Source organism: Achromobacter kerstersii, from assembly GCF_902859595.1.
GTDB lineage: Bacteria > Pseudomonadota > Gammaproteobacteria > Burkholderiales > Burkholderiaceae_B > Achromobacter > Achromobacter kerstersii.
This window is the reverse complement of the sequence record NZ_CADIJQ010000001.1, coordinates 26,616-53,142: the sequence shown is the minus strand read 5'-3', so window position 1 is coordinate 53,142 and position 26,527 is coordinate 26,616. Positions and strand designations below refer to the sequence as shown.

Sequence of the window (26,527 nt, the reverse complement as noted above, 5' to 3'; positions counted from 1 at the left end):
CAAATGAGTCCTCGGGGACTCGATCAGGCGCGTTCAATCCGTACTCCACGGGCAGGGTAATTGCGCAGCAGCATAGCAGCGGCTTTCAAGGGGGAAATGGGCGAAATGACGGGCTTTTTTGCCGGTTCTTGCGTGATGGCGAAAGTGCGCAAACTCCGCCGCAAAGGGAGTGGCGGCTTTTTGCACGCTTATTCCTTTTTTTGACCCGCTCGACTCACGTCATAATGACGGCGCAGATTTTGTATCATTTTCTTTCAGCACTATGACCGCCACGCCCCCAGATCCACTCGCTACGCAGCACGACAGCAATACGGATCTCGATGATCAGGCGCCGGTCGATGCGCAGACCTTGCGTCTGCGTGAAGAGAACCGCGCATTGCGCGAATTGTTGGCGGCCCAGGTACACGCCGCCTTGCCCCCGCCAGCCCCTGAACCCGGCGGGTTGCGGCGTGTCTGTTGGTGGCTGATTTCAGCGCCGGGTGCGGCCCTGGTCGGCTGGCGCCGCTTGCTGGGCCGGGATGACGCGCCCCCCATCACGGGGCGGCGCGTGGGGTCGGCGACGTTGACGGTGCTCTACACCCTGGCCATTTACGGCGCGCTGGTGCTGCTGGTGGTGTCGTGGAATGCCCCGAACAATGGGATTACCGGCGCCACCGCGGCCAGCCCGGTCCGCGTGCCGCTGATGCCTCCGACCGCGGTGCCGGTCCAGGAGCCGCCGAGCGATTGGGAGGCGGATGCGTTGGCGCCGCCGGCGCCGATTGCGCCAGGGGCGCCGTCGAAACCGGGATCGCCATCCGGGACCCCATCCGAGGCAACATCCCAGGCAGCACCCGGCTCAACAACCGAAGCCACACCCGGGACTGCACCCGGGACTGCACCCGGAACAGCACCCGCAGCAATCTCCGAAGCGGCGCCCGCGACAGCACCGTCCGCCACGGGTGAACCGGCCGCTTCGGCTGTTGAACCTCGCGCGATGCCTCCGGAAGCCCCTACCCCCCAGCCGCGCACCAACGCCGCCGCCACGACGACGCCCGCCTCAAGCGGCCCGCAATCGACATTGCGCATTACCGAAATTCCGGCGCAAGACCCGATGGCGTGGCTCAAGGCGCTGCAAACCGAATTAGCGCAATGCGCCACGTTGGGATTCTTTGACCGCCCTGATTGCGCCTGGGCGGCCCGCGATAAGTATTGCGAGGCGAACCGTGGCTGGGGTGTTGTGAAGGAATGCCCGAAGCGGCCATAGGCTGCTGCTTGGGATAGATGCTCGCAATGTCACACATCCGCCATGTCCCGGCACGACAATCCTTTGCATCAAACTGAAAATGTACGCAATAATGCGAACACTTCGGGCTCACGCCCAGCCTTCCTATTAAGGACCCTGTGACCATGGATTCCATCAACAACACCGTCAACACCGCGCTGGCCTTGAAGGATGCGAATCTGGTTCAGGAAGTGCAGGCGAATGTGCTGAAGAAGGCACTGAACGCGCAAGCTGACACCATCGCAACGCTGATGCAGTCTGTCGCCCCCATGGCGATCGACAGCACGTTGGGTTCGCGCATCAATACCCACGCCTGATATTCGGTCGCGCCGCCTACGTGCGGCCAAGCGATAAAAAAAGCGCCGGACCCTGACAGGGCCGGCGCTTTTTATTTGCCGTTGCATGACTCAGGTGAGGCGGAAAACCGCCTCACCGGTCATTGGCCATCGGCCATTACTTCTTCTTCATCGGCGGCAAGTCGGTGCAGACGCCTTCGGCCACTTCAGCCGCCATGCCCACCGATTCACCCAGCGTCGGGTGCGGGTGGATGGTCTTGGCGATGTCGACGACGTCGGCGCCCATTTCCACGGCCAGGGCCAGTTCGCTGATCAGGTCGCCAGCGTGGGTGCCCACGATGCTGCCGCCCAGGATGCGATGCGTTTCCGCGTCGAAAATCAGCTTGGTGAAGCCTTCGTCGCGGCCGTTGGCGATGGCGCGGCCGGAAGCCGCCCACGGGAACACGCCCTTCTCGATCTTGATGCCTTGCTTCTTGGCTTCGTCTTCGGTCAGGCCCACCCATGCCACTTCCGGATCGGTGTAAGCCACCGACGGAATGACGCGTGCGTCAAAGAACGACTTCTGGCCGGCGGCAGCTTCCGCTGCAACGTGGCCTTCATGCACGGCCTTGTGCGCCAGCATCGGCTGGCCGACGATGTCGCCAATGGCGTAGATGTGCGGCACGTTGGTGCGCATTTGGCGATCGACCTCGATGAAACCGCGGTCGGTCACGGCGATGCCAGCACGGTCGGCGCCGATCTTCTTGCCATTCGGGCTGCGGCCCACGGCTTGCAGAACGAGGTCGTAGCGCTGCGGTTCCTTGGGCGCGCCCTCGCCTTCGAACGTGACGTAGATGCCGTCTTTCTTGGCTTCGGCGCCCACGGTCTTGGTCTTCAACATGATGTTGTCGAAGCGGTACGCGTTCTTCTTCTGCCAGACCTTGACCAGATCGCGGTCAGCGCCTTGCATCAGGCCGTCGAGCATTTCCACGACGTCCAGGCGCGCGCCCAGCGTCGAGTACACCGTGCCCATTTCCAGGCCGATGATGCCGCCGCCCACGATCAGCATCTTCTTCGGCACTTCACGCAGCAGCAATGCCCCGGTGGAGTCGACGACGCGGTCGTCCTTAGGCATGAACGGCAGCTTCACCGACTGGCTGCCGGCGGCGATGATGGCTTGCTTGAAGCGCAGCGTCTGGCTCTTGCCGTCGGCGGACGTCACGGTCAAGTGGTTGGCGTCGGCAAATTCGCCCACGCCCGTTACCACCGTGACCTTGCGTGCCTTTGCCATGCCAGCCAGGCCGCCGGTCAGCTTGGCGACCACGCTGTCCTTGTAGCCGCGCAGCTTGTCCAGGTCGATCTTCGGTTCGCCGAAGCTGATGCCGTGGGCAGCCAGCTCGCGCGCCTCGTCGATGACGGCGGCGTTGTGCAGTAGCGCCTTGGACGGAATGCAGCCCACGTTCAGGCAGACGCCGCCCAGCGTTTCGTAGCGTTCGACCAGCACCACGGACAGGCCGAGGTCGGCGGCGCGGAAGGCGGCGGAGTAGCCGCCCGGGCCCGCGCCCAGCACCAGCATGTCGTATTCACCGTCGGCCGAACCCTTGAAGCTGGAGGCGGCGGGGGCCGCCGTGGCAGCCTTGGCGGCGGGTGCAGCGGCAGCGGCCGGCTTGGAAGCCTCGGCCGCCTTGGGGGCGTCCTTGGCGGCCGGTGCAGCGGCGGCATCGCTGCCAGCCGCTTCCACTTCCAGCACCACCGCGCCTTCGGCAACCTTGTCGCCGACCTTCACGGCAATGGACTTCACCACGCCGCCTTGCGACGCGGGGATTTCCATCGACGCCTTGTCGGATTCAACGGTGATCAGGCTTTGTTCGGCCTTGATCGTGTCGCCCACGGCGACCAGCACTTCAATGACTTCCACTTCCTTGAAGTCACCGATGTCCGGCACTTTGATTTGAACGGTATTGCTCATAGGGCTCCCCGTTTACAGCGCGATGCGGCGGAAGTCGGCCAGCAGCGCGCCCAGATAGGCGTTGAAGCGGGCAGCGGACGCGCCGTCGATGACGCGGTGGTCGTACGACAGCGACAGCGGCACGATCAGGCGCGGCACGAATTGCTTGCCGTCCCAGACGGGTTTGTGCGCAGAGCGCGACACACCCAGGATGGCCACTTCCGGCGCGTTGATGATCGGCGTGAACGAGGTGCCGCCGATGCCGCCCAAGGACGAGATCGAGAAGCAGCCGCCCTGCATGTCCGCGGGCGAGATCTTGCCGTCGCGCGCCTTCTTGGACAGGTCGGTCATTTCCTGCGCGATTTGCAGGATGCCCTTCTTGTCGGCGTCGCGAATCACCGGCACCACCAGCCCGTTGGGCGTGTCGGCGGCGAAACCGATGTGGTAGTACTGCTTGAGCACCAGGTTGTCGCCGTCCAGCGAGGCGTTGAACTCGGGGAATTTCTTCAGGGCCGCAACCACGGCCTTGATCAGGAAGGCCAGCATCGTGACCTTGACGCCCGACTTCTCGTTTTCCTTGTTCAGCGTGACGCGCAGCGCTTCCAGGTCGGTGATGTCCGCTTCGTCGTTGTTGGTGACGTGCGGGATCATGACCCAGTTGCGGTGCAGGTTCGCGCCGGAAATCTTCTTGATGCGCGACAGCGGCTTGGCTTCGATCGGGCCGAACTTGGTGAAGTCGACCTTCGGCCACGGCAGCAGGCCCAGCGCGGCGCCATCGGCCGAACCACCGGCAGCGGCGGTTGCGGGGCCGGCGGCCAGCGCTTGCTTGACGAAGCCGCGCACGTCCTCGGCGGTGATGCGTTCCTTGGGACCCGAACCCTTGACCTTGCTCAGGTTCACGCCCAGTTCGCGGGCGAACTTGCGCACCGACGGCGACGCGTGCGGCAGTTGGCCGGGCTTCAGGTTGGCGTCTTCCAGCGCGGCGGCCGGAGCCGGACGCGAAGCCGGCGCAGCGGCGGGCGCTTCAGCCTTGGCTTCGGTCTTGGCTTCAGCCTTCGCAGCGGGAGCGGCGGCGGCTTCCGTCTTCGCAGCCGGAGCCGAGGCAGCGCCCCCCTCCACCACCACGACGACCGAGCCCTTGGCGACCTTGTCGCCAACCTTGACCTTCACTTCCTTGACCACACCGCCTTGCGAGGCCGGGATCTCCATCGAGGCCTTGTCGGACTCCACGGTGATCAGGCTTTGCTCGGCCTTGATGGTGTCGCCCACGGCGACCATCACTTCGATGACTTCCACTTCCTTGAAGTCACCGATGTCCGGCACTTCGATTTCGACCGGGCCGCTTGCAGCTGCGGCAGGTGCAGCCGCTTCAGCCTTGGCGGCCGGAGCCGCCGCAGCCGCTTGCTTGGGCGCTTCCTTGGCGGCGGCCTTGGGGGCTTCTTCCTTGGCGGCCGGTGCGGCGTCCGAGGCTTCGGCTTCCACTTCCAGCACGACCGCGCCTTCCGCAACCTTGTCGCCCACCTTCACGGTGATGGACTTCACCACGCCGCCTTGCGACGCGGGGATTTCCATCGAGGCTTTGTCGGACTCAACCGTGATCAGGCTCTGTTCGGCCTTGATCGTGTCGCCCACGGCGACCAGCACTTCAATGACTTCCACTTCCTTGAAGTCGCCGATGTCGGGAACCTTGATTTGCACGATGTTGCTCATGTCTCTTTACCCTCAGGCGTATTGCGGGTTGGCTTTGTTCGGATTGATGCCGTACTTCTTGATGGCTTCCGCCACCTTGGCAACCGGCACCTTGCCTTCGTCGGCCAATGCGCGCAGCGCGGCGACGACGACAAAGTGGCGATCCACTTCAAAGTGCTCACGCAGCTTGGCGCGGAAATCCGAGCGGCCGAAACCGTCGGTGCCCAGCACCTTGTATTCGCGGCCCTTGGGCACGAACGGACGGATCTGGTCAGCAAAGAGCTTCATGTAGTCGGTCGATGCGATGATCGGGCCTTCCGTCTTGGCCAGCTGTTCCGTGACGTAAGCCACTTGCGGCTTCTTTTCGTCGGGGTGCAGCATGTTGTGGCGGTCGACGTCCAGGCCGTTGCGGCGCAGTTCCGTGAAGCTGGTGACGCTCCAGAGGTCCGACGCCACGCCCCAGTCGGCTTCCAGCAGTTCTTGCGCGGCCATGACTTCGCGCAGGATCGTGCCCGAACCCATCAGCTGCACGCGGTTCTTGCCCTTGCCGTGCGACTTCAGCTTGTACATGCCCTTGATGATGCCTTCCTCGTCGCCCTGGGTCAGACCGGGCTGCGGGTAGTTTTCGTTCATCACCGTCAGGTAGTAATAGACGTTTTCCTGGTCTTCCACCATGCGCTTCAAGCCATGCTGGATGATCACGGCCAGCTCATGGCCGAACGTCGGGTCGTAGGACACGCAGTTCGGAATGGTGGACGCCAGGATGTGGCTGTGGCCGTCTTCGTGCTGCAAGCCTTCGCCGTTCAGCGTCGTGCGGCCGGCAGTGCCGCCCAACAGGAAGCCACGCGCTTGCATGTCGCCCGCCGCCCAGGCCAGATCGCCAATGCGCTGGAACCCGAACATCGAGTAGTAGATGAAGAACGGGATCATGATGCGGTTGTTCGAGGAGTACGACGTGGCCGCCGCAATCCACGAGCTCATTGCGCCCGCTTCGTTGATGCCTTCCTGCAGAAGCTGGCCGTCGGCCGCTTCCTTGTAGTACATGACCTGGTCCTTATCGACCGGGGTGTACTTCTGGCCTTCCGGCGCATAGATACCAATCTGGCGGAACAGGCCTTCCATACCGAAGGTACGCGATTCGTCGGCCAAAATCGGCACCACGCGTGGACCCAGTTCCTTGTCGCGCAGCACCTGGTTCAGGATGCGCACAAAGGCTTGGGTGGTGGAGATTTCACGGCCTTCGGCGGTGGGTTCCAGCACGGCCTTGAAGGCGTCCAGCGCGGGGGCCTTCAGCTGCTCGTCGGCCTTGGCGCGGCGGCGCGGCAGGTAGCCGCCCAGCGCGGCGCGGCGCTCGTGCAGGTACTTCATTTCGGGCGAATCATCGGCCGGCTTGAAGTACGGCAGGTCTTCCAGCTTGTCATCCGGAATCGGGATGCCGAAGCGGTCGCGGAATTCGCGGATGGATTCCAGTTCCAGCTTCTTTTGCTGGTGGGTCGGGTTCTTCGCCTGGCCCACGTGGCCCATACCGTAGCCCTTGATGGTCTTGGCCAGGATGACGGTGGGTTGGCCGGTGTGGCTGGTGGCGGCGTCAAACGCGGCGTACACCTTGTGGGGATCGTGGCCGCCACGGTTCAGGCGCCAGATGTCTTCGTCGCTCATGCGCGAGACGGCTTCCAGCAGCTTGGGGTGCTTGCCAAAGAAGTGTTCGCGAACGAACTTGCCGTCGTTGGCCTTGTACGCCTGGTACTCGCCGTCAACGGTGTCTTCCATGATCTGGCGCAGGATGCCTTCCTTGTCGTGCGCCAGCAGGGGGTCCCAGTAGCCGCCCCAGATCAGCTTGATCACGTTCCAGCCCGAACCACGGAAGTCGCCTTCCAGTTCCTGGATGATCTTGCCGTTGCCGCGCACCGGACCGTCCAGGCGCTGCAGGTTGCAGTTCACCACGAAGATCAGGTTGTCGAGCTTTTCACGGGCGGCCAAAGCGATGGCGCCCAGCGATTCGGGTTCGTCCATTTCGCCGTCGCCGCAGAACACCCAGACCTTGCGGTTGCTGGTGTCGGCGATGCCGCGGGCGTGCAGGTACTTCAGGAAGCGGGCCTGGTAGATGGCCATCAGCGGGCCCAGGCCCATCGACACCGTCGGGAATTGCCAGAAATCCGGCATCAGCTTCGGGTGCGGGTAGGACGACAGGCCCTTGCCGTCCACTTCCTGGCGGAAGTGGTTCAGTTGGTCTTCGGTCAGGCGGCCTTCAAGGTAGGCGCGGCCGTACATGCCGGGGGACGTGTGGCCTTGGAAGTAGACCAGGTCGCCGCCGTGGCCTTCGTCTTCCGCGTGCCAGAAGTGGTTCTGGCCGCAGCCGATCATGGTGGCCAGCGAGGCGAACGACGCGATGTGGCCGCCCAGGTCGCCGCCGTCCGGCGGGTTGTGCTTGTTGGCCTTGACGACCATGGCCATCGCGTTCCAGCGCACGTACGAACGGATACGCGTTTCCAGCTCCAGGTTGCCCGGATGCGCGGGCTCCAGGCCCGGAGGAATCGTGTTGACGTAAGCGGTATTCGGCGAGAACGGGATGTGGGCGCCGGAACGACGGGCTTCGTCGATCAGGCGTTCCAGCAGGTAGTGCGCGCGCTGCGGCCCTTCGCGATCAAGGACTGCCGCCAGGGCTTCGAGCCACTCCTGGGTTTCAAGGGTGTCTTCGTCGTTGGCAGCCTGCGGGGCGCCAGCCTGGGCGAAAGAGGACATCGTGTGTCTCCTGTTGGGGTTCGTTCGTGACCACACCCGCTTCGTTCAACTCGCGGACTCTGCATGGTAGCCGGGATCATCCGGGCTACCATGTCAGGCATGGGTCGGGGTGTTTTTCTAGAGACCTGCTTTGGGTCGGTTCCCTATCAGCCGGCATTCTAAGAAAGAAGAATAACCGGTCGCAAGCAAAATTTCATGTTGCGGTACGGCATTTCATAATGTGAAATTATGAACGCAAGCTGAATGCTTCCTTACCGGTCTTTTTACGCTGTACGCCAAAAGCGGGGCGTGTTTCCCGGGACTTCACCCCGAACACGCACTAAAATGCGCGGTCTATCTGGCCCGAATTCCATGTCCAGCGCGCCCAAGTCCAATATTCCTACGCCGTTTCACGATCACGCCCGCACCCGCCGCCGCGGCGTGTACTGGGTCACGCCTGCCATGGTGCTGATTCTGTACATCTGTGTGATGGGGGTGTTCTTCTGGCTGCAACGCATTCATGACGATAGCGTCATGTTTGTGACGATCGACCAGGAAATGCGTCAGCAACGCCTGATCTGGGTGGTGCTGGCATTGTCATGCGTGATCGTCATCAGCTTGCTGATGCTGTGGCGCTATACCCGCTTTCGCTCCTCCGCCGAAGCCGCGCTGATCGCTGAAACCGGATTTCGCCGCGCCATGGAAAATTCCATGTCCACCGGCATGCGCGTGCTGGATATGGAAGGCCGCATCGCCTACGTGAACCCCGCCTTCTGCCGCATGATCGGCTGGAACGAGGCCGACCTCATTGGCCGCAGCCCGCCCTTCCCCTATTGGGTGCCCGGCCGCCACGAACAGCATCAGCACACGCTCGACGTCCTGATGTCGGGCAAGACGCCCAGCAGCGGCCTGGAAGTGGAAGCGCAGCGGCGCGACGGCTCGCGCTTCACGGCGCGCATGTATGTGTCGCCGCTGTTGGACCCCAACGGCAACCAGATCGGCTGGATGACCTCCATGACCGACATCACCGAACCCAAGCGCATCCGCGAGGCCCTGACCGCCGCGCACGAGCGTTTCATGACGGTGCTGGAAGGCCTGGACGACGCCATCTCGGTCACGGCCGACACGCACGACGGCCTGGAATTGCTGTTCGCCAACCGCACCTACCGCCGCGTGTTCGGCGCGCAGACGGGCGGCCACGACGAATTGCTGGCCGGCCGCCGCGGCCGCTTCACCGACGAATCGGTGGAAGTGTTCGCGCCGTCGGTGCAGCGCTGGTTTGAAGTGCATCACCGCATGCTGGCCTGGACCGACGGCCGCCGCGTGCGCATGCAAGTCGCGCGCGACATCACCGAACGCCGGGGCCACGAAGAGGCCTCGCGCGTGCAGCAGGAAAAAATCCAGCTCACCAGCCGCCTGACGACGATGGGCGAAATGGCCTCGTCGCTGGCGCACGAACTGAACCAGCCGCTGACCGCCATCGCCAACTACAGCATGGGCGCCGTCGCCCTGGTCAAAGCTGGCCACACCAGCCCCAACATGCTGTTGCCGGCGCTTGAAAAGGCTGCGGCGCAGGCCGAGCGCGCCGGCAAGATCATCAGCCGCATCCGCGAATTCGTGAAGCGCAGCGAGCCGCGCCGCCAGCGCGTGGCCATTGGCCGCATTGTCGACAACGCCATCGGTTTCGCCGAAATCGACGCCCGCAAGCGCCGCATTCGTATCGACAGCTTCGTGCCGTCAAACGCGCCTGACGTCCTGGCTGACCCCATCCTGATCGAACAGGTGCTGTTGAACCTGCTGAAGAACGGGCTGGAAGCCATGGAAAACAGCGAGTCCGACGAGCTCAAGGTGGCGGTCATCCTGCACGAGCAGCACATCGAAGTGGCCGTGGTTGACCGCGGCCATGGCCTGGCTGAACCCGAGCGCCTGTTCGAACCCTTCTTCAGCACCAAGACCCAGGGCCTGGGCATGGGGCTGAATATCTGCCGTACCATTATTGAATCGCACCACGGCCGTCTTTGGGCTGACCCGAACCCCGCCGGCGGTACTATTTTCCGCTTTACCCTGCCCTGCGCTGCGTCCCAGACGCAGGCCCAGAATGATCAGTCCGAGGAGTTGCACGCATGAACACGCCCCACCTGTCGAGCACGGTATTCATTGTTGACGACGACGAAGCGGTCCGCGATTCGCTGCGCTGGCTGTTGGAAGCCAACGGCTACCGCGTTCGCGCCTATGCCAGCGGCGAATCCTTCCTGGAAGACTACGACGCCAGCCAGATCGGCGTGCTGATCGCCGACGTGCGCATGCCCGGCATGAGCGGCCTGGAGCTTCAGGAACAACTGATCGCCCGCAACGCGCCGCTGCCCATCGTGTTCATCACCGGCCACGGCGACGTGCCGATGGCCGTGTCCACGATGAAGAAAGGCGCAGTCGATTTTCTGGAAAAGCCCTTCAACGAGTCGGACCTGCGCGAAATCGTTGCGCGCATGCTCGAGCAAGCCACGCAGCGCGTCAGCAAGCACCAGGCTCAGAAGGACCACGAAGCCATGCTGGCACGCCTGACCGCGCGCGAGCAGCAGGTGCTGGAGCGCATCGTCGCCGGCCGCTTGAACAAGCAGATCGCCGACGACCTGGGCATCAGCATCAAGACCGTCGAGGCGCACCGCGCCAACATTATGGAAAAACTGGAAGTGACTACCGTTGCTGATTTGATGAAAGTGGCCTTGGCCAAACCCGAGGCACACGCATGACCGCAAGAGTTATCGATGGCGCAGCACTGTCGCTGCGCATTCGCGAAGAAGTCGCCCAACGCGTCGCCGCTCTGGCTGCCAAGGGCACCCGCCCCGGCCTGGCCGTGGTGCTGGTGGGCGCGGACCCCGCGTCCCAGGTTTACGTGCGCAACAAGGTTGCCGCCTGCGAGAAGGCCGGCCTGCATTCCGTCAAGGAACAGTACCCGGCCGAGATGACCGAGGCCGAACTGCTGGCCCGCATCGCCGTGCTGAATCAGGACCCGACCATTCACGGCATCCTGGTGCAGCTGCCGCTGCCCAAGCATATGGATTCCCACAAGGTCATCGAAGCCATCGCGGCCGAGAAGGACGTGGACGGGTTCCATATCAGCAACGCCGGCCTGCTCATGACCGGCCAGCCGCTGTTCCGCCCCTGCACGCCCTACGGCGTGATGAAGATGCTGGAATCGGAAGGCGTGACGCTGCGCGGCGCTGAAGCCGTGATCGTCGGCGCCAGCAACATCGTCGGCAAGCCGATGGCCATGCTGCTGCTCCAAGCCGGCGCCACCATCACCATCTGCAACTCCAAGACGCGCGATCTGGCGGCCCAGACCCGCCGCGCTGACGTCCTGGTGGTTGCCACCGGCAAGCCGGGCATGATCGACGGCTCGATGATCAAGCCGGGCGCCGTCGTCATCGACGTGGGCATCAACCGCGGCGAAGACGGCAAGCTGTGCGGCGACGTGGATTTCGCTTCCGCCAAGGAAGTGGCCGGCGCCATCACCCCCGTCCCCGGCGGCGTGGGCCCCATGACCATCGCCATGCTGCTGGTCAACACGGTTGAAGCCGCGGAACGCGCCGCAGGCTGATCGTGACACGGCGATGCGCACACCCACACGGGTGCGCATCGCCTTATCGTTTGCAGGCGCCGCAGGCCCTTTGCCCTTGCCCTTGCATTCGGGCGTATCGCCCCTATCTGATTCGTATGTCTTTCGCCGGCGCCGGGCTGCTTGTCTCGCGCGCCGCCTGCTACGTCTTACGCCGGTAACACCATGACCCAGAACCCCCTGCTCGCTCCCGTCTCCGACTTGGTCGACTATGCGGCCGTCAAGCCCGGGCACATCGTGCCCGCCGTCGAGGAACTGCTGGGCATCGCCCGCAAGGCCGTCGACCACGCCGCCGATGCTGCGCTGGCGCCCACCTGGGAAGCGGTCGTGGAACCGCTGGATACCGCTTCTGAGCGCCTGTGGCGCGCGTGGTCGGTGGCTGGCCACCTGAATGCGGTGGTCAACACGCCGGAACTGCGCGAGGCCTATAACGCCGCGCTGCCGCTGATTACCGAATTTTCGACCTGGGTCGGCCTGCACGAAGGGCTGTACAAGCAGTACCAGCGTCTGGCTGCCGCCCCCGATTTCGCCACCTGGTCGCCCGTGCGCCGCCGCATCGTGGAAATGGCGCTGCGCGATTTCCGCTTGAGCGGCGTTGAGCTGCAAGGCGCCGACCGCGAACGCTACGCCGCCATCTCCGACCGCGAAGCCCAGGCCTCGCAGAAGTTTTCGGAAAACGTGCTGGACGCCATCGACGCCTGGTCGCTGCTGGTCGAAGATGACGCCCGTCTGGCCGGCATCCCGGCTGATGTGCTGTCCGCCGCCCGCGCCGCCGCCGAAGAAGATGGCAAGCCCGGCTGGAAGCTGACGCTGAAAATGCCCTGCTACCTGCCCGTCATGCAATACGCGCAAGACCGGTCGCTGCGCGAAGCGCTGTACCGCGGCTACGGCACGGTGGCGTCCGAACAAGGCGACGCCAAGTTCGACAATTCCCCCCTGATCGAAGAACTGCTCTCGCTGCGCGCCGAAGAATCTGGCCTGCTGGGCCTGGGCACCTACGCCTCGCTGCGCCTGCAAACCCGCATGGCCCGCGACGCCAGCGAAGTCACCGTATTCCTGCGTGATCTGGCTGCCCGCGCCAAGCCTTACGCCCAGCGCGACTTGGCGGAACTGAAGGCCTACGCCACCGGCGAGCTCGGCCTGGACGAGCTCCAGCCGTGGGATGTGGCCTTTGCCTCGGAACGCCTGCGCGAATCGCGCTACGCCTATTCCGAAGACGAAGTGAAGCAGTACTTCACTGAGCCGCGCGTGCTGGCGGGCTTGTTCGAAGTCATTGAAAAGCTGTTCGACGTCCGCTTGACGGAAACGCCCGTCTCTACCTGGCACAGCGACGCGCGCGGTGTGCGTGTGGAGCGCGCCGATGGCGGCCTGATCGGCTATCTGTACCTGGATCTGTACGCCCGCTCCGGCAAGCAAAGCGGCGCGTGGGTGGATAGCGAACGCGCGCGCCGCGTCATCGCCGGCCAGGTGCAGACGCCCGTTGTTTACCTGACCTGCAATTTCTCGCGCCCCAACGGCGACCGCGCCGCCGTGCTCACGCACGACGACGTCATCACGCTGTTCCACGAAACCGGCCACGCGCTGCACGCCCTGCTGTCGGAAGTTGACGAGCCCGGCGCCGCCGCGTTCGCCAGCGTCGAATGGGACGCCATTGAACTGCCCTCGCAGTTCATGGAGAACTTCTGCTGGGAATGGGCGGTGGTGCAAAAGCTGTCGGCCCATGTGGACACCGGCGAACCGCTGCCGCGTGCGCTCTACGACCGCCTGGTCGCCGCGCGCAACTACCAAAGCGGCATGCAGGCCGTGCGCCAGATCGAATTCGCCTTGTTCGACATGCTGATGCATGACCGCGCCAAGGGCGCCACCATCACCGAAGTGCTGGCCTTGCTGCAAGAAGTGCGCCAGGAAGTGGCCGTGCTGTTCCCGCCCGCCTGGCATCGCCTGCCGCACGCGTTCTCGCACCTGTTCGCAGGCGGCTACGGCGCGGGCTACTACAGCTACAAGTGGGCCGAAGTGCTGTCCGCTGACGCGTACGAAGCCTTCGAGGAAGCGGCGGCCAAGCAACCCGGCAACCCCTTGGGCACGCTTGATCCGGAAACCGGCGCGCGCTTTCGCCGCGAAGTGCTGGCCGTGGGCGGCTCGCGTCCGGCGGCGGATTCGTTCGCCGCCTTCCGTGGCCGCGCACCGCGCATCGACGCCCTGCTGCGCCACAGCGGTATGAGCGGCAACTGATCACGCCGCTTTATCGTAAAAGGCCCACAGTGGCCCCATCGTGAAAGGCCCCCAGCAGTTTGCTGGGGGCCTTTTTTCATACCTGCGCTGAAACCGGTTCGTCCGGCCGGCGCGCCGACACCACCAGCCAGCGTCCATGCACTGACTGATCGGACCCGGCCTGCTTCCAGAAATGGCGCACGTCTTCGTTCTCGGCGCGCTTGACCCGGCGCCGGTTATACAGGCGCGAAGGAATCGCCAGCAGACGCTCGATCATCCGCTTGGGCTTGGGCTCGTCGACCTCGTGCAAGGTAATGTCCGTGAAGCCGTAGTGCGATAGCAGCAGGTGCAGTTGCGGAAAGCTGAAGGGGAAATACGTGATGTAGTCTTCGCCGCGCTGCCGCCCGACCATGGGGCGAAAGCCAGAATGAAACCCCCGCATCAGGAACTGCAACCGTGACCGCAGATACCACGTATTGGGTGTGGTGATGATCAGCGTGCCGCCCGGCCGCAGCGCGCGGTACAGGCTTTGCACCAGCACGCCCGGGTTGGTCATCAGGTGGATGGCCTCGCAACACACGGCCGCATCATAGGCCGTGCTGACGGCCAAGGGGGTGTCCAGATCGTGTTCGGTAACCGACTGATAGCCTGCCGATGCTGGCGGAAATTCCCACAGGCCCACGCCATCCACGGCGGTTTTGCGCGTACCGGTGGCCGACAACATATCGCCCAGCCAGCCGGTGCCGCAGGGCGCATCCAACACCCGATCGGCGTTGCGGCTGCGCAGAACATCGACCACTACCGGGTAATACGGGAACAACGGATAACGAATTGCCGTGCCGGATGCCATATCCACGTTCAGGACCTTCCTGTAGCTGTATTACTGGACAAGGCTCTGAATATAGACTGCACACCACGCCGATGGAATGACTTTGCGCGCCTCTCGAACACTATCCCCACAAAGCTTCACAAATGGCCCGGGGCCGTGCGCCCGCAACGAATGTTTGCGCCAGAACAAGAAGCTGGCTCGCGCCACACCGCTTAAGGCCCGCCCGGCGCCAGTCAGCCGGGCGCGTGCAGGTAGAATCAACGGGTTTGACCGGGCTTGTTCCTGGACGTATCGCTCCTACAACTCTTTCGGCCTCTCCTGGACTCATGCGACACCTTCTTACCGGCCGCGCCTGGCGCGGCCTGCTGTTGGCCTTGTGCGTGCTGCTTGCGGCTTGCGGCGATCGAAACGTCGACTGGACGCTTTACAACGTCAAGGGCCACCTGCCCGACCTGAAATTCTCGCTGCCCGGCGCGGGCGGCAAGACCGTCAGCAGTGACGACTTAAAGGGCAAAACGGTGCTGCTGTTTTTCGGCTACGCCAGCTGCCCGGACATCTGCCCGACCACCATGGCGCAATTGACGGCCGTGCTGCAAAACCTGGGCGACAAGGCCAAGGACGTGCGCATCCTGTTCGTCAGCGTGGACCCGCACCGCGACACGCCCGACATCCTGCAAGCCTACGTCAATGCGTTCAACAACAGCGCCATTGGCGTAACGGGCGACGAAAAGCAGATTGCCGACCTGGCGCGCCGCTACCGCGTGGCCTATCAAATTGAAAAACCCCGCCCGGGTGACGACGCCGACATGTACGAAGTGACGCACAGCCGCGGTGTGTATATTTTCGACAAAGACGGCCGCGCACGCCTCTTGGCGTCCGACACCGACAGCATCGAAGCGCTGACCAAAGACGTACGCCAGTTGATCGATATCACCTCCTGAGCCAGGCCGTTCAGAACGAACCCCCGCACACCAGTTGTTACAGCCGAACGATTCCGAGCATGAGTATCATCACTGCACATCGTCCCTTTTTCCCTGGTAAGGAGTAAGCGCATGAGCATTGTCATCATGATCATCGTCGGATTCATCGTGGGCCTGATCGCCCGCGCCATCATGCCCGGAGACCAGAACATGGGGATCATCATGACCACCATTCTGGGTATCGTCGGCGCGGTGGTCGCTGGCTTTCTGGGTCAGTCGATGGGCTGGTACGCCCAGGGCGAACCGGCCGGCTGGATCGCGTCGGTGGTGGGCGCCATCATCGTCCTGTTCGTGGTGGGCCTGATCGCCAAGAAACGCACCTGACGATTCCTGCCGGGTAAGCAATAAAAAAACGGGCCGATCTTTCGATCGGCCCGTTTTGCATTCCGGCGCGCGGGGTGCGGCGGATATCGCTTAAGACCCGGAACCCGTCACCGCCGGCGCCGTCTGGCTTGCCGGCTGCGCTCCGGGTTGAACTGCCGGTTGAACTCCGGGTTGAACTGCCGGTTGAACTCCGGGTTGAACTGCCGGTTGAACTCCGGGTTGAACGGCGGGTTGCGCTGCCGGTTGAACTACGGGTTGCGCTGCGGATTGCCCCGCTGACTGCTGCGCCATCACCGTGCGCTCGGTCCAGCCGCCGCCCAGCACCTTGTACAAGGTCACCAGATTCGACAAGCGGGCCAGGCGCGTGTCCACCAGCGCCTGCTGCGCGCTGTACAGCGAACGCTGGGAATCCAGCACGCTCAGGTAGTCATCGATACCCTGACGGAAGCGCTGATCCGACGCGTCGTAGGCGCGCTGGTTGGCGTTGACCAACAGGCGCTGCGCCTGAATCTGGTCGTCCAGCGTACCGCGTCCGGCCAGCGCGTCCGCCACTTCGCGGAACCCCGTCTGGATGGACTTCTCGTACTGCGCGACCTGGATGTTCTTCTGCACCTTGGCCAGGTCCAGACCCGCCAGCAGCGAGCCGCCCGCGAAAATCGGCACGGTGATCTGGGGCACGAAGCTCCAGGCGCCGGAACCGCCGTCGAACAGGCCGCCCAGACTGGCGCTGGCGGTACCCGCCTGGCCGGTCAGGCTGATGGTGGGGAAGAACGCCGCGCGCGCCGCGCCGATGTTGGCGTTGGCGCCCTTCAACTGATGCTCGGCCGCACGGATGTCCGGACGGCGCGCCAGCAGGTCAGACGGCAGGCCGGCGGGCAAGGTCGTCGGCAGCATGCCGTCGTCCAGCTTCATGGCCTGATCCAGCGCGGCGGTGATCTCGGGCGACATGGGCTGGCCCACCAGCAGCGTCAACGCATTGCGGTCCTGCGCAGCCTGGCGCGTGTATTGCGACAGGTTGCGCTGGGCCGTGCGCAGCGACACTTCCGCCTGGCTCAAGTCCAGTGCGGTGGCCAGGCCCTGGTCGTAGCTTTGCTTCGTCAGCTGGAAGGAATCTTCCTGGCTCTTCAACGTGTCGCGCGTCAGGCTCAGCAGTTCCTGGTCGGCGCGCAACGTCAGATAAGCGTTAGCCACTTCGGCAATCAGCGTCAGTTGCGTGGCCGTGCGGGTTTCGTCCAGCGCCAGATAGGATTCCAGCGCCTTGTCGCTCAGGCTGCGGATACGGCCGAACAGGTCCAGTTCCCAGGCGGACATGGCGGCGCCCACCTGGTAGCTATGGCTGGTCGTGGCGCGGCCGCTGGCGGACAAGTCCGCCGGCGTGCGCTGGGCCGATTCCTGGCCGGCGATGCCCACGCTGGGCATCAGGTCGGCGCGCTGAATGCGGTACTGCGCACGCGCCGCTTCCACGTTCAGGGCCGCCACGCGCAAGTCGCGGTTGTTCGCCAGCGACAGTTCAATCAGCTGCTGCAAGAGCGGATCGCTGAAGAAGTCGCGCCAGCCGATATCGGCGGTGGACATCCCCAACGCCGCCTGCGAACCGTCCGCCTTGTAGGCCGGGCCGGTGGGGTACGCGGCGTCGACCGGCGCGTCGGGCCGTTCGTAGGTCGGGGCCAGCGAGCAGCCCGCCAGGGCCGCCGCCAGAGAAACAGACAACAAGGTTCTCATCGGAAATTTCATTACGGTCGTCCTTCCGCGGACACGTCCTGCGAGCCATTGGCGCTGGTGTCGTGCTTGTCGAGGTTCTCGCTCATGCGCTTCACCTTGAACATGCGCAGCATGATCACAAAGAACGCGGGGACAAAGAAAATAGCCAGGAAGGTGCCGGTCAACATGCCGCCGATCACGCCGGTGCCGATGGCGTTCTGGCTGCCCGACCCCGCACCCGACGAGATCGCCAGCGGCGTCACGCCCAGGATGAACGCCAGGGACGTCATCAGAATCGGACGCAGGCGCTGGCGGGCGGCGTGAATCGCCGATTCCGTCAGGCTCGCGCCGGATTCAAAGTGCTCTTTGGCGAACTCCACAATCAGGATGGCGTTTTTGGCCGCCAGCCCCACTGTGGTGAGCAGCCCCACCTGGAAGTACACGTCGTTGGACAAGCCGCGCGCCAACGTCGCCAGCAGCACGCCGATAATCCCCAGCGGCACCACCAGCATGACCGCCGTCGGAATCGACCAGCTTTCATACAACGCGGCCAGGCACAGGAACACCACGATCAGCGAAATGGCGTAGAGGGCCGGCGCCTGCGAACCCGACAGGCGCTCTTCAAACGACAAGCCCGTCCATTCAAAGCCCACGCCCACCGGCAGCTTGGCCGCCAGCTTTTCCATTTCTTCCATCGCCGCGCCCGAGCTATAACCCGGCGCCGCCTGGCCCTGGATGTTGTAGGACGGCACGCCGTTATAGCGGTTCAGCTTTTGCGGGCCGAAGCTCCACGTCGCTTTCGAGAACGCCGAGAACGGCACCATGTCGCCCGCGCTGTTGCGCACATACCATTTGTTCAGGTCTTCCGGCAGCATGCGTGACGAGGCCTCGCCCTGCGCAAACACCTTCTTCACGCGGCCACGGTCGATGAAGTCGTTGACGTACGACGAGCCCCACGCGGTGGCCAGCGTGCTATTGATGTCCGACACGGCCACACCAAGCGCACGCGCTTTTTCGCGGTCGATATCCAGCTGGTACTGCGGCGCATCTTCAATGCCGTTGGGGCGCACGCCCACCAGCACCGGGCTCTTCGCGGCTTCGCCCAGCAGCTGATTGCGCGCGGCAAGCAGCTTTTCATGGCCCACGCCTGCGCGGTCCATCAGTTGGAAGTCAAAGCCGGTGACGTTACCCAGTTCCATCACGGACGGCGGCGGCACCACGAACAGTTGCGCACGGCGCTCGGTCTTGCCGAAGTGCGCGTTGGCGCGTGCCGCCACGGCGCCGGCCTTCAGCTTGGCGTCGCCCCGCTCTTCCCAGTCTCGCAGCTTGATGAACAGGATGGACGCGTTCTGGCCGCGGCCGCCGAAGTTAAAACCGTTGACGGCGAACACCGAGGTCACGGCGTCCTTCTCTTCGGTCAGCAGATACTTGGTGGCGTCATCGATAACGGCCTTGGTCGCTTCCGCCGTGGCGCCCGCAGGCGTCTGGATCTGGGCGAACAAAATGCCCTGGTCTTCCGCCGGCAGGAACGCCGTGGGAATGCGCGTGAAGAGCCAGCCCATTGCAATGACCAGCGCCAGGTACACCACCATCAAACGCTTGGTGCGGTTAAGCCCGCGCGCCACGCTATTGGCGTAGCCGTTGCTGCTGCGTTCGAAGGTGCGGTTGAACCAGCCGAAGAAACCCCGCTTCGTGCCGTGATGGCCCTTCGGAATGGGCTTGAGCAACGTCGCGCACAACGCCGGCGTGAAGACGATGGCCACCAGCACCGACAGCACCATCGACGACACGATCGTGATCGAGAACTGGCGATAAATCACGCCCGTTGAACCGCCAAAGAACGCCATCGGGATGAACACGGCGGCCAGCACCATGGCGATACCGATCAGCGCGCCGGTGATCTGGCTCATGGACTTGCGGGTTGCCTGCTTCGGTGTCAGCCCTTCTTCGGCCATCACCCGTTCAACGTTTTCCACCACCACGATGGCATCGTCCACCAAGAGGCCAATGGCCAGCACCATACCGAACATGGTCAAGGTGTTGATGGAATAACCGAAGGCGGCCAGCACGCCGAACGTGCCCAGCAGCACCACCGGCACGGCCAGCGTGGGGATGATGGTGGCGCGGAAGTTCTGCAGGAACAGGTACATCACCAGGAACACCAGGATGATGGCCTCGACCAGCGTCTTGAACACTTCGTGAATCGACAGGCTGACAAACGGCGTCGTGTCATACGGATACACGACGTCCATGCCCGGCGGGAAGTACGGCTTCAAGTTGTTGATGGTGTCGCGCACGGCCTGCGCCGTGTCCAAGGCGTTTGCGCCCGGCGCCAGCTTGATGGCCAGGCCCGAGGCGGGCTTGCCGTTGTAGAAGCTGTCGATGGCGTAGGTCTGGCCGCCCAGTTCAATGCGCGAGACATCGGCCAGGCGCACTTGCGAACCATCGGTGTTGACCTTGAGCAGGATGCGGCCGAAATCTTCCGGCTTCTCCAGGCGCGACGGCCCGATGATGGTGGCGTTCAGCTGCTGCCCGCGCACGGACGGCAGGCCGCCCAGCTGGCCGGACGACACCTGCACGTTCTGTTCCTTGATGGCCGCCACCACGTCAACCGTGGTCAGCCCGTAGTTCACGAGTTTGGCGGGGTCCAGCCAGATGCGCATCGCGTACTGCGAGCCGAACAGCTGGAAGTCGCCCACGCCCTGCGTACGGCTGATGGGGTCCTGGACGTACGACGCGACGTAGTCGGCCAAGTCGTCCTTGGTCATCGTGCCGTCGGTGGACACAAAGCCCGCCACGATCAGGAAGTTCTTCGTGGCCTTGGTGACGCGGATGCCCTGCTGCTGCACTTCCTGCGGCAAGAGCGGCTGCGCCAGCGCCAGCTTGTTCTGCACCTGCACCTGCGCCGTGTCCGGGTTGCTGCCTTGCTTGAACGTCAGCGTGATGGACATGCTGCCGTCGGAGTTGCTTTCCGACGAGATGTACTGCAAGCCGTCCAGACCGTTCATCTGCTGCTCGATCACCTGCACCACGGTGTCCTGCACGGTCTGCGCGGACGCGCCCGGGTAGGTCACCGCGATGCCGATGGCGGGCGGCGCGATGTTGGGGTACTGGGAGACCGGCAATTGCAGGATGGACAGCGCGCCGGCCATCATCAGCACGATCGCGATCACCCAGGCGAAAACCGGCCTATCGATAAAAAACTTTGCCATGCATGGCTCCCTGATTACTGCTTGGCCGGCGCGGCGTTCGCCGCGTTAGCCGCATTCGCCGCTTGCGGCTGCTGCGCATTGGCGCCGGCTTCCGTCGCAACGACTTCCACGCCCGGACGCACCATTTGCAGACCTTCCACGATGACCTTGTCGCCCGCGGCCAGGCCGTCGGTGACCAGCCACTTGTCGCCAATGGCGCGGTCGGTCTTCAGTTCACGCAGTTCCACCTGGTTCTTGGCATTGACGACCAGCGCCGTGGGCAGGCCGCGCTGGTTGCGCGTCACACCGCGTTGCGGCACCAGCAGGCCGTCGGCGGCCACGCCATCAGCTAGGCGGGCACGCACGAACATGCCGGGCAAGAGACGGCGATCCGGGTTGGGGAACACCGCGCGCAGCGTGATGGAACCCGTGCCCTGGTCTACGGTCACTTCCGAGAACTGGAGCTTGCCGGTCTGCTTGTATTGCGAGCCGTCTTCCAAGGTCAGCGTGACCAGCGCGGCTTGTTCGCCGTCGGCCCGCTTCAACTGGCCGCTGGCCAAGGCGTCCTGCAAGCGCAAGAGCTGCACGCTGGACTGGGTCACGTCAACGTAGATCGGGTCAATTTGCTGCACTGCAGCCAAAGCGCCCGTCTGGTTGGCCGTAACCAGCGCGCCTTCGGTCACGGAAGAACGGCCGATGATGCCGTCAATCGGCGACAGCACCTTGGTGTAAACCAGGTTGATACGCGCGGTGTCCAGCGCGGCCTTGGCCGACAGCACGTCGGCGGCGGCCTGGTCGCGCGAGGCCACGGCGTTGTCATAGGTCTGTTGGCTGACGGCGCGGGTGGCAACCAGCGGCTTGTAGCGTTCGGCCAGCAAAGCAGCCGTCTTCTGCTGCGCCTGTGCGCGGGCCAATGCGGCCTTCTGGCTATCGAAGCTGGCTTGGTACAACGCGGGATCGATCTGATAGAGCTGTTCGCCGGCCTTGACCTCGCCGCCTTCGGTAAACAGGCGCTTCTGAACGATGCCGTTCACCTGGGGCCGGACTTCAGCCACGCGGAATGCGGACGTGCGGCCCGGCAATTCAGTGGTGAGCGAAACGGGCTGCGTCGTCAGGGTCACCACCGAAACTTGCGGCTTGCCCGCCTGCGGCGCGTCCTGCTTCTTGCCGCAAGCGGCCAGCGTGAGAGCCGATGCCGTCAGCGTGACAACTGCCGCGCTGCGCCACATAGCGCTTTTCTTATTCATAGATTGCATTCCCGAAAAAAATAGTCGGCCCCCACGCAGCGTCCGCTCTCGCGGATGTGCGGGACCATGTGCATCAACTGGGTGGATTCGCGTTGAACACGCAGGCTGGGCTTTATCGCATTGCTGCATTGCGGAACCCGCATTTTGAGTTATCCCGCCCCAGAAACAAAGGGGCGCAATAAGAAAACATCATTCCATTTATGGGACAATTCCGAGCACCCGGTCTATGACAGAATCTCGCCATGAAACGATTACAAGGCATGGAACTCTTCGTCGAAGTCGCCAAAACGCATAGTTTTAGCCGTGCTGCCGCGACATTGGGCGTCCCGAAATCCACCTTGTCTCGCCAGGTGGCCGAATTGGAACGGTCGGTCGGCCTGCGATTGCTGAGCCGCACCACCCGCAAGGTGGAACTGACCGACGCCGGGCGCTTGTACTTTGAACGCTGCCAGCGCATCGTCGCCGAAGCGCAGATTGCCCATGAAGAATTGCAGAAGCTGGTCGATACGCCAGCCGGGCCGCTGCGGGTGAACATGCCCGCGGATTTCGGCACGGACTTCCTGGCTGAATCGTTCATGGAGTTCTCCCGCCGCTATCCCGACGTCACGTTTTTCCTGGATCTGGCCAATCCGGACCACGCTTCACGCGTGTTCCAGACTTGCGATATCTCGATCGAAATCGGCGACCTGCCCGACTCGACGCAGATTGCAAGGCTGCTGGGCATGCTGCCCGCCCATCTGTATGCCTCGCACGAATACCTGGAGAAGCACGGGGAACCCAAACATCCCAGTGACTTGACCCGCCACGAGTGCATCGAATTCCGCGCAGAAGGCGCCGGCCGCGTCACGCGCTGGCCGCTCAACTGCGGTGACCAGCACATCGAGTTCACGCCGGGCAACCGGTTTTCCGTCAACGGCGTGGCCATGGCGCGGCGCCTGGCCATGCTGGGCGCGGGCATCGCGGTGCTGGTGGGCGGCCAGACGGCCGAACAGCAGTCCGGGCAGTTGCGGCGCGTGCTGCCAGATTGGCAGCTGGGGCCGTTTCCCGTTTATGCGGTCACCGAAACCCGGCTTCTACCCGCCAAGACCCGGATATTCATCGAATTTCTGATGGAGCGTCTGGGCAGCGGCGGGCAAACGAAGGATACGCCCGCTTTCATGAAATAGCGGGGTCGCGGAAACAGATTGAAAAATCTACTGACCGCCGACATCACTTGTCGACGGGGCCGATCAATTCAAAATCCCTCGTCGTCGCGCAGATAGCGCCACTGCCCCAGGGGAAGATCGCCCAGCGACACGCGGCCAATGCGCACGCGTTTCAAGCCTATGACCTTCAGGCCAACCAGTTCGCACATGCGGCGGATTTGGCGCTTTTTGCCTTCGCGCAGCACAAAGCGCAGCTGGTCGTGATTCTGCCAACGCACCTGCGCGGGTTTCAGCGCTTTGCCGTCCAGCGACAGGCCGTGGTTCAGCAGCGCCAGCCCACGGTCGGACAAGTCGCCCTGCACGCGCACCAGGTATTCCTTGTCGACGCTGGAGTCTTCACCGATCAGATGCTTGGCGATGCGGCCATCTTGCGTCAGCACCAGCAGGCCCTGGGAATCAATATCCAGCCGGCCGGCCACGGCCAGCCCTTCCAGATGCGCGCGCTCGAAGCGTTGCGGATGCCGGCATCCAGCAAAGCGCGAGCGCGAATCAATGAGCGCCACCGCGGGCGTATAGCCTTTTTCCGCCTGGCCCGACACATAGCCCACCGGCTTGTTGATCAGGATGGTGACGCGCGAGGTCTGGCGCGCCTGCGCGGCGCGCTCCAGCGTGATGACCTGATCGGGATACGCCTTGGCGCCCAATTCGGACACCACAACGCCGTCCACGCGGACCCAGCCGCGTTCGATATAGCTGTCGGCCTCGCGGCGCGAGCAGAGTCCGCGCTCGGACATGAGCTTGGAGATTCGTACTTTTTCCATGGGCGGTATTGTATGCGGACGCGGGTGACCTGCATGGGCCGCCCGCATGTGCACGTCAAGCGCCGGCTGAGCGCCGCGCCCCCGCCTGCGGCATTGCGACGCAGGCAGGCCGCCAGCAGGGCTTGGCATAATACGCAGCCATGATGAAACCCGCAGCCCATCACCCCCCTCTTGCCGCAGGCTGGCTGGCCGCCGCGCCGCCCGTCCTGCCCCCTGCCCTGCGCCACTGGCTGTTCCGCCCGGGCGCACTCACCGCCGGCCTGCGCCAGGTTGGCCACGTCCGCCTGCGCGTGCTGGCCGAGTACGCCGACGGCGCACCCCGCGACGAAGCGCTGGCCATGGGCATCGCCCCCGGCTCGCAGGTATGGATACGCGAAGTGCTGATGTCGGTGAACGGCGTGGACACCGTGCCCGCCCGCAGCCTGACGCCGCTGCGCGCCTCGCACGGCGCCTGGCAAGGCATGCGCCGCCTGCTGACCCGGCCGCTGGCCGACATGCTGTATCACGACAGCACCGTCATCCGCTCACCGTTCGCGTGCCGCCGCCTGGCCTCGCCCGTGCCGTTTTACGCCACGGCGCGCGATGTGCTGCCGGCGGATCGCCGGGAGCAGGACGCGGGCCGCGTCTGGGCACGCAGGTCCGTCTTCTGGCGCCAGGGCCAGCCGCTGCTGGTGGCGGAGTGCTTCCTGCCCGGGTTCTGGGACTTGATCGCCAATCAGCCGGCGCCGCCGCTGGTGCCGCATCAACGCACGGCGCGGTAAGGGTTACAGACTACGAGCCGCAGACTGAGGGTCGTCGTCTGAAATCGGCAGGCCGAAAATTGGCAAGCCGAAAGTCATAGGCCAAAAGTCATAGACCCAGATAATTGTCCACGGCGCTTTCCACCGTGGGATGAAAGTGGTCGTCGCCCAGAATCTCCGTCAGCTCGAAACGTTTTAGCTTGTCGCGGACCGGGTCTTTCATCTCGGCAAAATGCAGGGCGGCGCCTTCCTTTGCCAGATGTTGGCTCAACTCGCGCAACATGTCCGCCGACGTGACGTCGACGCTTGTGACGGGCTCGGCCGCGACCACGACGCGCCGCACTGGCGTGGGTGACGCCTGCACGGCTTCCAGCAGCCGTTGCTGAAACAGCTCGGCATTCGCAAAGAACAGCGGCGCGTCCCAGCGGAACAGCACCAGCCCATCGATCAGCGCGGCATGCGGATACCGCTTCAAGTCGTGGTAGCCGCGCAAGTTCGGCACACGCCCAAGCACCGCAAAATGCGGCCGCCAGCCGTCCCACAGGAATTCGATGACGGCGATGACCACGGCCAAGCCGATGCCGGGTATGGCGCCGAACACCGCCACAGCGGCAAAACACAACATCGACAGCCAGAACTCCCATTGCTGGATGCGGTAGATGCGCCGCAAGTCCTTGAACTCGAACAGGCCGAGGGCGGCGGCGATCACCACGGCGGCCAGCGCGCTGCTGGGCAAATAGCGCAGCAGGTTGGGCGCAAACACCAGCAACAGCGCCACGGCCGCCGCACCGATCACCCCTGTCAGCTGTGTCCGCGCGCCTGCTGCCTCGGCCACGGGCGTGCGCGACGCGCTGCTGCTGATGGGGAACCCTTGGAAGAAACCCGCCGCCAGGTTGGCCATGCCCAGCCCCACCATTTCCTGGTTCGGGTCGACGCGCGTGTGCGTGCGCGCGGCGTACGTGCGCGACAACACGCTGGTATCCGCAAACGAAATCATCGCCACGGCGCAGCCGCCGAGCACAATCGTGGCCCAGTCCGCATTGCTGAGCCATGGCCACGTGAATGTCGGCAGCCCCTGCGGAATCTCGCCCAGCACTTTTACCCCCTGGACGTCCAGCCGCAGCAGGCTCACGGCCAATGTCGCCAGGATCACGGCGATCAGAATGCCTGGCACCCGGTCAAAGCGCTTAAGCAGCAAGATCGCGGCCAAGCTGGCCGCCCCCACCGCAAAGGCATACCCGTTGGCCTGTCCATCGGCCACCGCCTGCGCCAGCCGCCACAGTTCTTGCAATGGGCCGGCATCCTCAATCGGAATCGCGAACAACTTCGGCAACTGGCTGACCAGCACCGTCAGCGCAATGCCATTCATGTAGCCATAGCGGATGGGCTTGGACAGCAGCTCGGTAATGAACCCGAGCCGCAGCAGACCCAACACGATGCAGAACAGCCCGGCGATGATCGCCATCAGGCTGGCCGCGGCCACCGCGCGCATGGGGTCGCCGCCCGACACGCTCAGCACCACCGCCAGAATCGGCGCCGCGAGCGCGGAGTCCGGCCCCAGCACCAGAATGCGGCTCGGACCAAAAATTGCATAGGCCAACAACGGCACAATCGTGGCGTACAGCCCATAGACCCCCGGCACGCCCGACGCCTCGGCATAGGCAATGCCCACAGGAACCAGCATCGCCGTCAACGCCAGGCCGGCAGCCAGATCCCTCGGCAGCCAAGCCGCTTGATAGGACCGCAACACGGCCAGCCCGGGCAGCCAGCGCAGCCACCGCTGGGCCGGACCCTCGTCAGAGGCGGGCGTGGGCATGGTGGCAGGCAT

Annotated in this window: 19 protein-coding genes; 10 read left to right on the top strand and 9 right to left on the bottom strand. The window is 64.1% G+C overall.

What is annotated here, in order from left to right:
- Window positions 1-262 precede the first annotated feature (262 nt).
- Both HV765_RS00220 and HV765_RS00215 read left to right on the top strand, forming a co-directional pair.
- Window positions 263-1,243 carry a hypothetical protein gene (locus HV765_RS00220; protein WP_175168412.1) on the top strand — a complete coding sequence of 327 codons (981 nt, stop codon included), beginning with the start codon at window positions 263-265 and terminating at the stop codon, window positions 1,241-1,243.
- Window positions 1,244-1,386: 143 nt separating this feature from the next.
- Complete coding sequence (locus HV765_RS00215; RefSeq protein ID WP_175168410.1) at window positions 1,387-1,578, top strand: putative motility protein; 192 nt, start codon at window positions 1,387-1,389, stop codon at window positions 1,576-1,578.
- Window positions 1,579-1,714: 136 nt separating this feature from the next.
- Here the strand turns inward: HV765_RS00215 and lpdA are convergent, their stop codons facing one another.
- Genes lpdA through aceE form a run of 3 tightly spaced genes read right to left on the bottom strand, consistent with a single transcriptional unit; the run spans window position 1,715 to window position 7,915 of the window.
- Window positions 1,715-3,505, bottom strand: a complete 1,791-nt coding sequence (gene lpdA / locus HV765_RS00210; RefSeq protein WP_175168408.1) for a dihydrolipoyl dehydrogenase — start codon at window positions 3,503-3,505, stop codon at window positions 1,715-1,717.
- A 12-nt stretch (window positions 3,506-3,517) separates the two neighbouring features.
- The gene (gene aceF / locus HV765_RS00205; RefSeq protein WP_054426007.1) at window positions 3,518-5,194 is read right to left on the bottom strand and encodes a dihydrolipoyllysine-residue acetyltransferase; all 1,677 of its coding nucleotides are present in this window, start codon (window positions 5,192-5,194) and stop codon (window positions 3,518-3,520) included.
- Between the two features lie 12 nt (window positions 5,195-5,206).
- Window positions 5,207-7,915 carry a pyruvate dehydrogenase (acetyl-transferring), homodimeric type gene (gene aceE, locus HV765_RS00200; RefSeq protein ID WP_175168406.1) on the bottom strand — a complete coding sequence of 903 codons (2,709 nt, stop codon included), beginning with the start codon at window positions 7,913-7,915 and terminating at the stop codon, window positions 5,207-5,209.
- 351 nt (window positions 7,916-8,266) lie between these two features.
- Between aceE and HV765_RS00195 the strand changes: the two genes are divergently transcribed.
- From HV765_RS00195 to HV765_RS00180, 4 genes are all read left to right on the top strand, one after another.
- Window positions 8,267-10,021: a PAS domain-containing sensor histidine kinase gene (locus tag HV765_RS00195; RefSeq protein ID WP_054426011.1), complete on the top strand. Its 1,755-nt coding sequence runs from the start codon at window positions 8,267-8,269 to the stop codon at window positions 10,019-10,021.
- Window positions 10,018-10,644 carry a response regulator transcription factor gene (locus HV765_RS00190; protein ID WP_006219003.1) on the top strand — a complete coding sequence of 209 codons (627 nt, stop codon included), beginning with the start codon at window positions 10,018-10,020 and terminating at the stop codon, window positions 10,642-10,644. The genes HV765_RS00195 and HV765_RS00190 overlap by 4 nt, the downstream gene beginning before the upstream one ends.
- Window positions 10,641-11,492 carry a bifunctional methylenetetrahydrofolate dehydrogenase/methenyltetrahydrofolate cyclohydrolase FolD gene (gene folD / locus HV765_RS00185; protein ID WP_054426013.1) on the top strand — a complete coding sequence of 284 codons (852 nt, stop codon included), beginning with the start codon at window positions 10,641-10,643 and terminating at the stop codon, window positions 11,490-11,492. Before HV765_RS00190 ends, folD begins: the two co-directional genes overlap by 4 nt.
- Window positions 11,493-11,675: 183 nt before the next feature.
- On the top strand, window positions 11,676-13,742 hold the full coding sequence (locus HV765_RS00180; RefSeq protein WP_175168404.1) for a M3 family metallopeptidase: 2,067 nt from the start codon (window positions 11,676-11,678) through the stop codon (window positions 13,740-13,742).
- Window positions 13,743-13,818: 76 nt separating this feature from the next.
- Here the strand turns inward: HV765_RS00180 and HV765_RS00175 are convergent, their stop codons facing one another.
- Window positions 13,819-14,571, bottom strand: coding sequence for a class I SAM-dependent methyltransferase (locus tag HV765_RS00175; protein WP_175169439.1), 753 nt, complete (start codon window positions 14,569-14,571; stop codon window positions 13,819-13,821).
- Window positions 14,572-14,876: 305 nt separating this feature from the next.
- Between HV765_RS00175 and HV765_RS00170 the strand changes: the two genes are divergently transcribed.
- The gene (locus HV765_RS00170; protein WP_054426016.1) at window positions 14,877-15,491 is read left to right on the top strand and encodes an SCO family protein; all 615 of its coding nucleotides are present in this window, start codon (window positions 14,877-14,879) and stop codon (window positions 15,489-15,491) included.
- Window positions 15,492-15,602: 111 nt separating this feature from the next.
- A complete protein-coding gene (locus tag HV765_RS00165; protein WP_175168402.1) occupies window positions 15,603-15,854 on the top strand; it encodes a GlsB/YeaQ/YmgE family stress response membrane protein in 252 nt (83 codons plus the stop codon).
- 90 nt (window positions 15,855-15,944) lie between these two features.
- Here the strand turns inward: HV765_RS00165 and adeC are convergent, their stop codons facing one another.
- Genes adeC through HV765_RS00150 form a run of 3 tightly spaced genes read right to left on the bottom strand, consistent with a single transcriptional unit; the run spans window position 15,945 to window position 21,975 of the window.
- Window positions 15,945-17,588, bottom strand: coding sequence for an AdeC/AdeK/OprM family multidrug efflux complex outer membrane factor (gene adeC, locus HV765_RS00160; RefSeq protein WP_276529707.1), 1,644 nt, complete (start codon window positions 17,586-17,588; stop codon window positions 15,945-15,947).
- Complete coding sequence (locus HV765_RS00155; RefSeq protein ID WP_175168401.1) at window positions 17,588-20,767, bottom strand: efflux RND transporter permease subunit; 3,180 nt, start codon at window positions 20,765-20,767, stop codon at window positions 17,588-17,590. Before HV765_RS00155 ends, adeC begins: the two co-directional genes overlap by 1 nt.
- Before the next feature lie 14 nt (window positions 20,768-20,781).
- A complete protein-coding gene (locus HV765_RS00150; RefSeq protein ID WP_156336856.1) occupies window positions 20,782-21,975 on the bottom strand; it encodes an efflux RND transporter periplasmic adaptor subunit in 1,194 nt (397 codons plus the stop codon).
- A 278-nt stretch (window positions 21,976-22,253) separates the two neighbouring features.
- Between HV765_RS00150 and HV765_RS00145 the strand changes: the two genes are divergently transcribed.
- Entirely contained in the window at window positions 22,254-23,159 is a 906-nt protein-coding gene (locus HV765_RS00145) for a LysR family transcriptional regulator (protein ID WP_054426024.1), read from the top strand.
- A gap of 68 nt (window positions 23,160-23,227) precedes the next feature.
- Here HV765_RS00145 and HV765_RS00140 read toward each other — a convergent pair whose 3' ends face one another.
- The gene (locus HV765_RS00140; protein WP_054426027.1) at window positions 23,228-23,959 is read right to left on the bottom strand and encodes a pseudouridine synthase; all 732 of its coding nucleotides are present in this window, start codon (window positions 23,957-23,959) and stop codon (window positions 23,228-23,230) included.
- A 140-nt stretch (window positions 23,960-24,099) separates the two neighbouring features.
- Between HV765_RS00140 and HV765_RS00135 the strand changes: the two genes are divergently transcribed.
- Window positions 24,100-24,720: a chorismate--pyruvate lyase family protein gene (locus tag HV765_RS00135; RefSeq protein ID WP_175168400.1), complete on the top strand. Its 621-nt coding sequence runs from the start codon at window positions 24,100-24,102 to the stop codon at window positions 24,718-24,720.
- An 88-nt stretch (window positions 24,721-24,808) separates the two neighbouring features.
- On the opposite strand, the gene HV765_RS00130 is transcribed toward HV765_RS00135, so the two are convergent.
- Window positions 24,809-26,527, bottom strand: a complete 1,719-nt coding sequence (locus tag HV765_RS00130) for a SulP family inorganic anion transporter (RefSeq protein ID WP_254600380.1) — start codon at window positions 26,525-26,527, stop codon at window positions 24,809-24,811.

Excerpts from the sequence above, each read along its gene's own strand:
- HV765_RS00220 (WP_175168412.1), top strand. The coding sequence starts at position 263 with ATGACCGCCACGCCCCCAGATCCACTCGCTACGCAGCACGACAGCAAT.
- HV765_RS00215 (WP_175168410.1), top strand. The coding sequence starts at position 1,387 with ATGGATTCCATCAACAACACCGTCAACACCGCGCTGGCCTTGAAGGAT.
- lpdA (WP_175168408.1), bottom strand. The coding sequence starts at position 3,505 with ATGAGCAATACCGTTCAAATCAAAGTGCCGGACATCGGTGACTTCAAG.
- aceF (WP_054426007.1), bottom strand. The coding sequence starts at position 5,194 with ATGAGCAACATCGTGCAAATCAAGGTTCCCGACATCGGCGACTTCAAG.
- aceE (WP_175168406.1), bottom strand. The coding sequence starts at position 7,915 with ATGTCCTCTTTCGCCCAGGCTGGCGCCCCGCAGGCTGCCAACGACGAA.
- HV765_RS00195 (WP_054426011.1), top strand. The coding sequence starts at position 8,267 with ATGTCCAGCGCGCCCAAGTCCAATATTCCTACGCCGTTTCACGATCAC.
- HV765_RS00190 (WP_006219003.1), top strand. The coding sequence starts at position 10,018 with ATGAACACGCCCCACCTGTCGAGCACGGTATTCATTGTTGACGACGAC.
- folD (WP_054426013.1), top strand. The coding sequence starts at position 10,641 with ATGACCGCAAGAGTTATCGATGGCGCAGCACTGTCGCTGCGCATTCGC.
- HV765_RS00180 (WP_175168404.1), top strand. The coding sequence starts at position 11,676 with ATGACCCAGAACCCCCTGCTCGCTCCCGTCTCCGACTTGGTCGACTAT.
- HV765_RS00175 (WP_175169439.1), bottom strand. The coding sequence starts at position 14,571 with ATGGCATCCGGCACGGCAATTCGTTATCCGTTGTTCCCGTATTACCCG.
- HV765_RS00170 (WP_054426016.1), top strand. The coding sequence starts at position 14,877 with ATGCGACACCTTCTTACCGGCCGCGCCTGGCGCGGCCTGCTGTTGGCC.
- HV765_RS00165 (WP_175168402.1), top strand. The coding sequence starts at position 15,603 with ATGAGCATTGTCATCATGATCATCGTCGGATTCATCGTGGGCCTGATC.
- adeC (WP_276529707.1), bottom strand. The coding sequence starts at position 17,588 with ATGAAATTTCCGATGAGAACCTTGTTGTCTGTTTCTCTGGCGGCGGCC.
- HV765_RS00155 (WP_175168401.1), bottom strand. The coding sequence starts at position 20,767 with ATGGCAAAGTTTTTTATCGATAGGCCGGTTTTCGCCTGGGTGATCGCG.
- HV765_RS00150 (WP_156336856.1), bottom strand. The coding sequence starts at position 21,975 with ATGTGGCGCAGCGCGGCAGTTGTCACGCTGACGGCATCGGCTCTCACG.
- HV765_RS00145 (WP_054426024.1), top strand. The coding sequence starts at position 22,254 with ATGGAACTCTTCGTCGAAGTCGCCAAAACGCATAGTTTTAGCCGTGCT.
- HV765_RS00140 (WP_054426027.1), bottom strand. The coding sequence starts at position 23,959 with ATGGAAAAAGTACGAATCTCCAAGCTCATGTCCGAGCGCGGACTCTGC.
- HV765_RS00135 (WP_175168400.1), top strand. The coding sequence starts at position 24,100 with ATGATGAAACCCGCAGCCCATCACCCCCCTCTTGCCGCAGGCTGGCTG.
- HV765_RS00130 (WP_254600380.1), bottom strand. The coding sequence starts at position 26,527 with ATGCCTGCCACCATGCCCACGCCCGCCTCTGACGAGGGTCCGGCCCAG.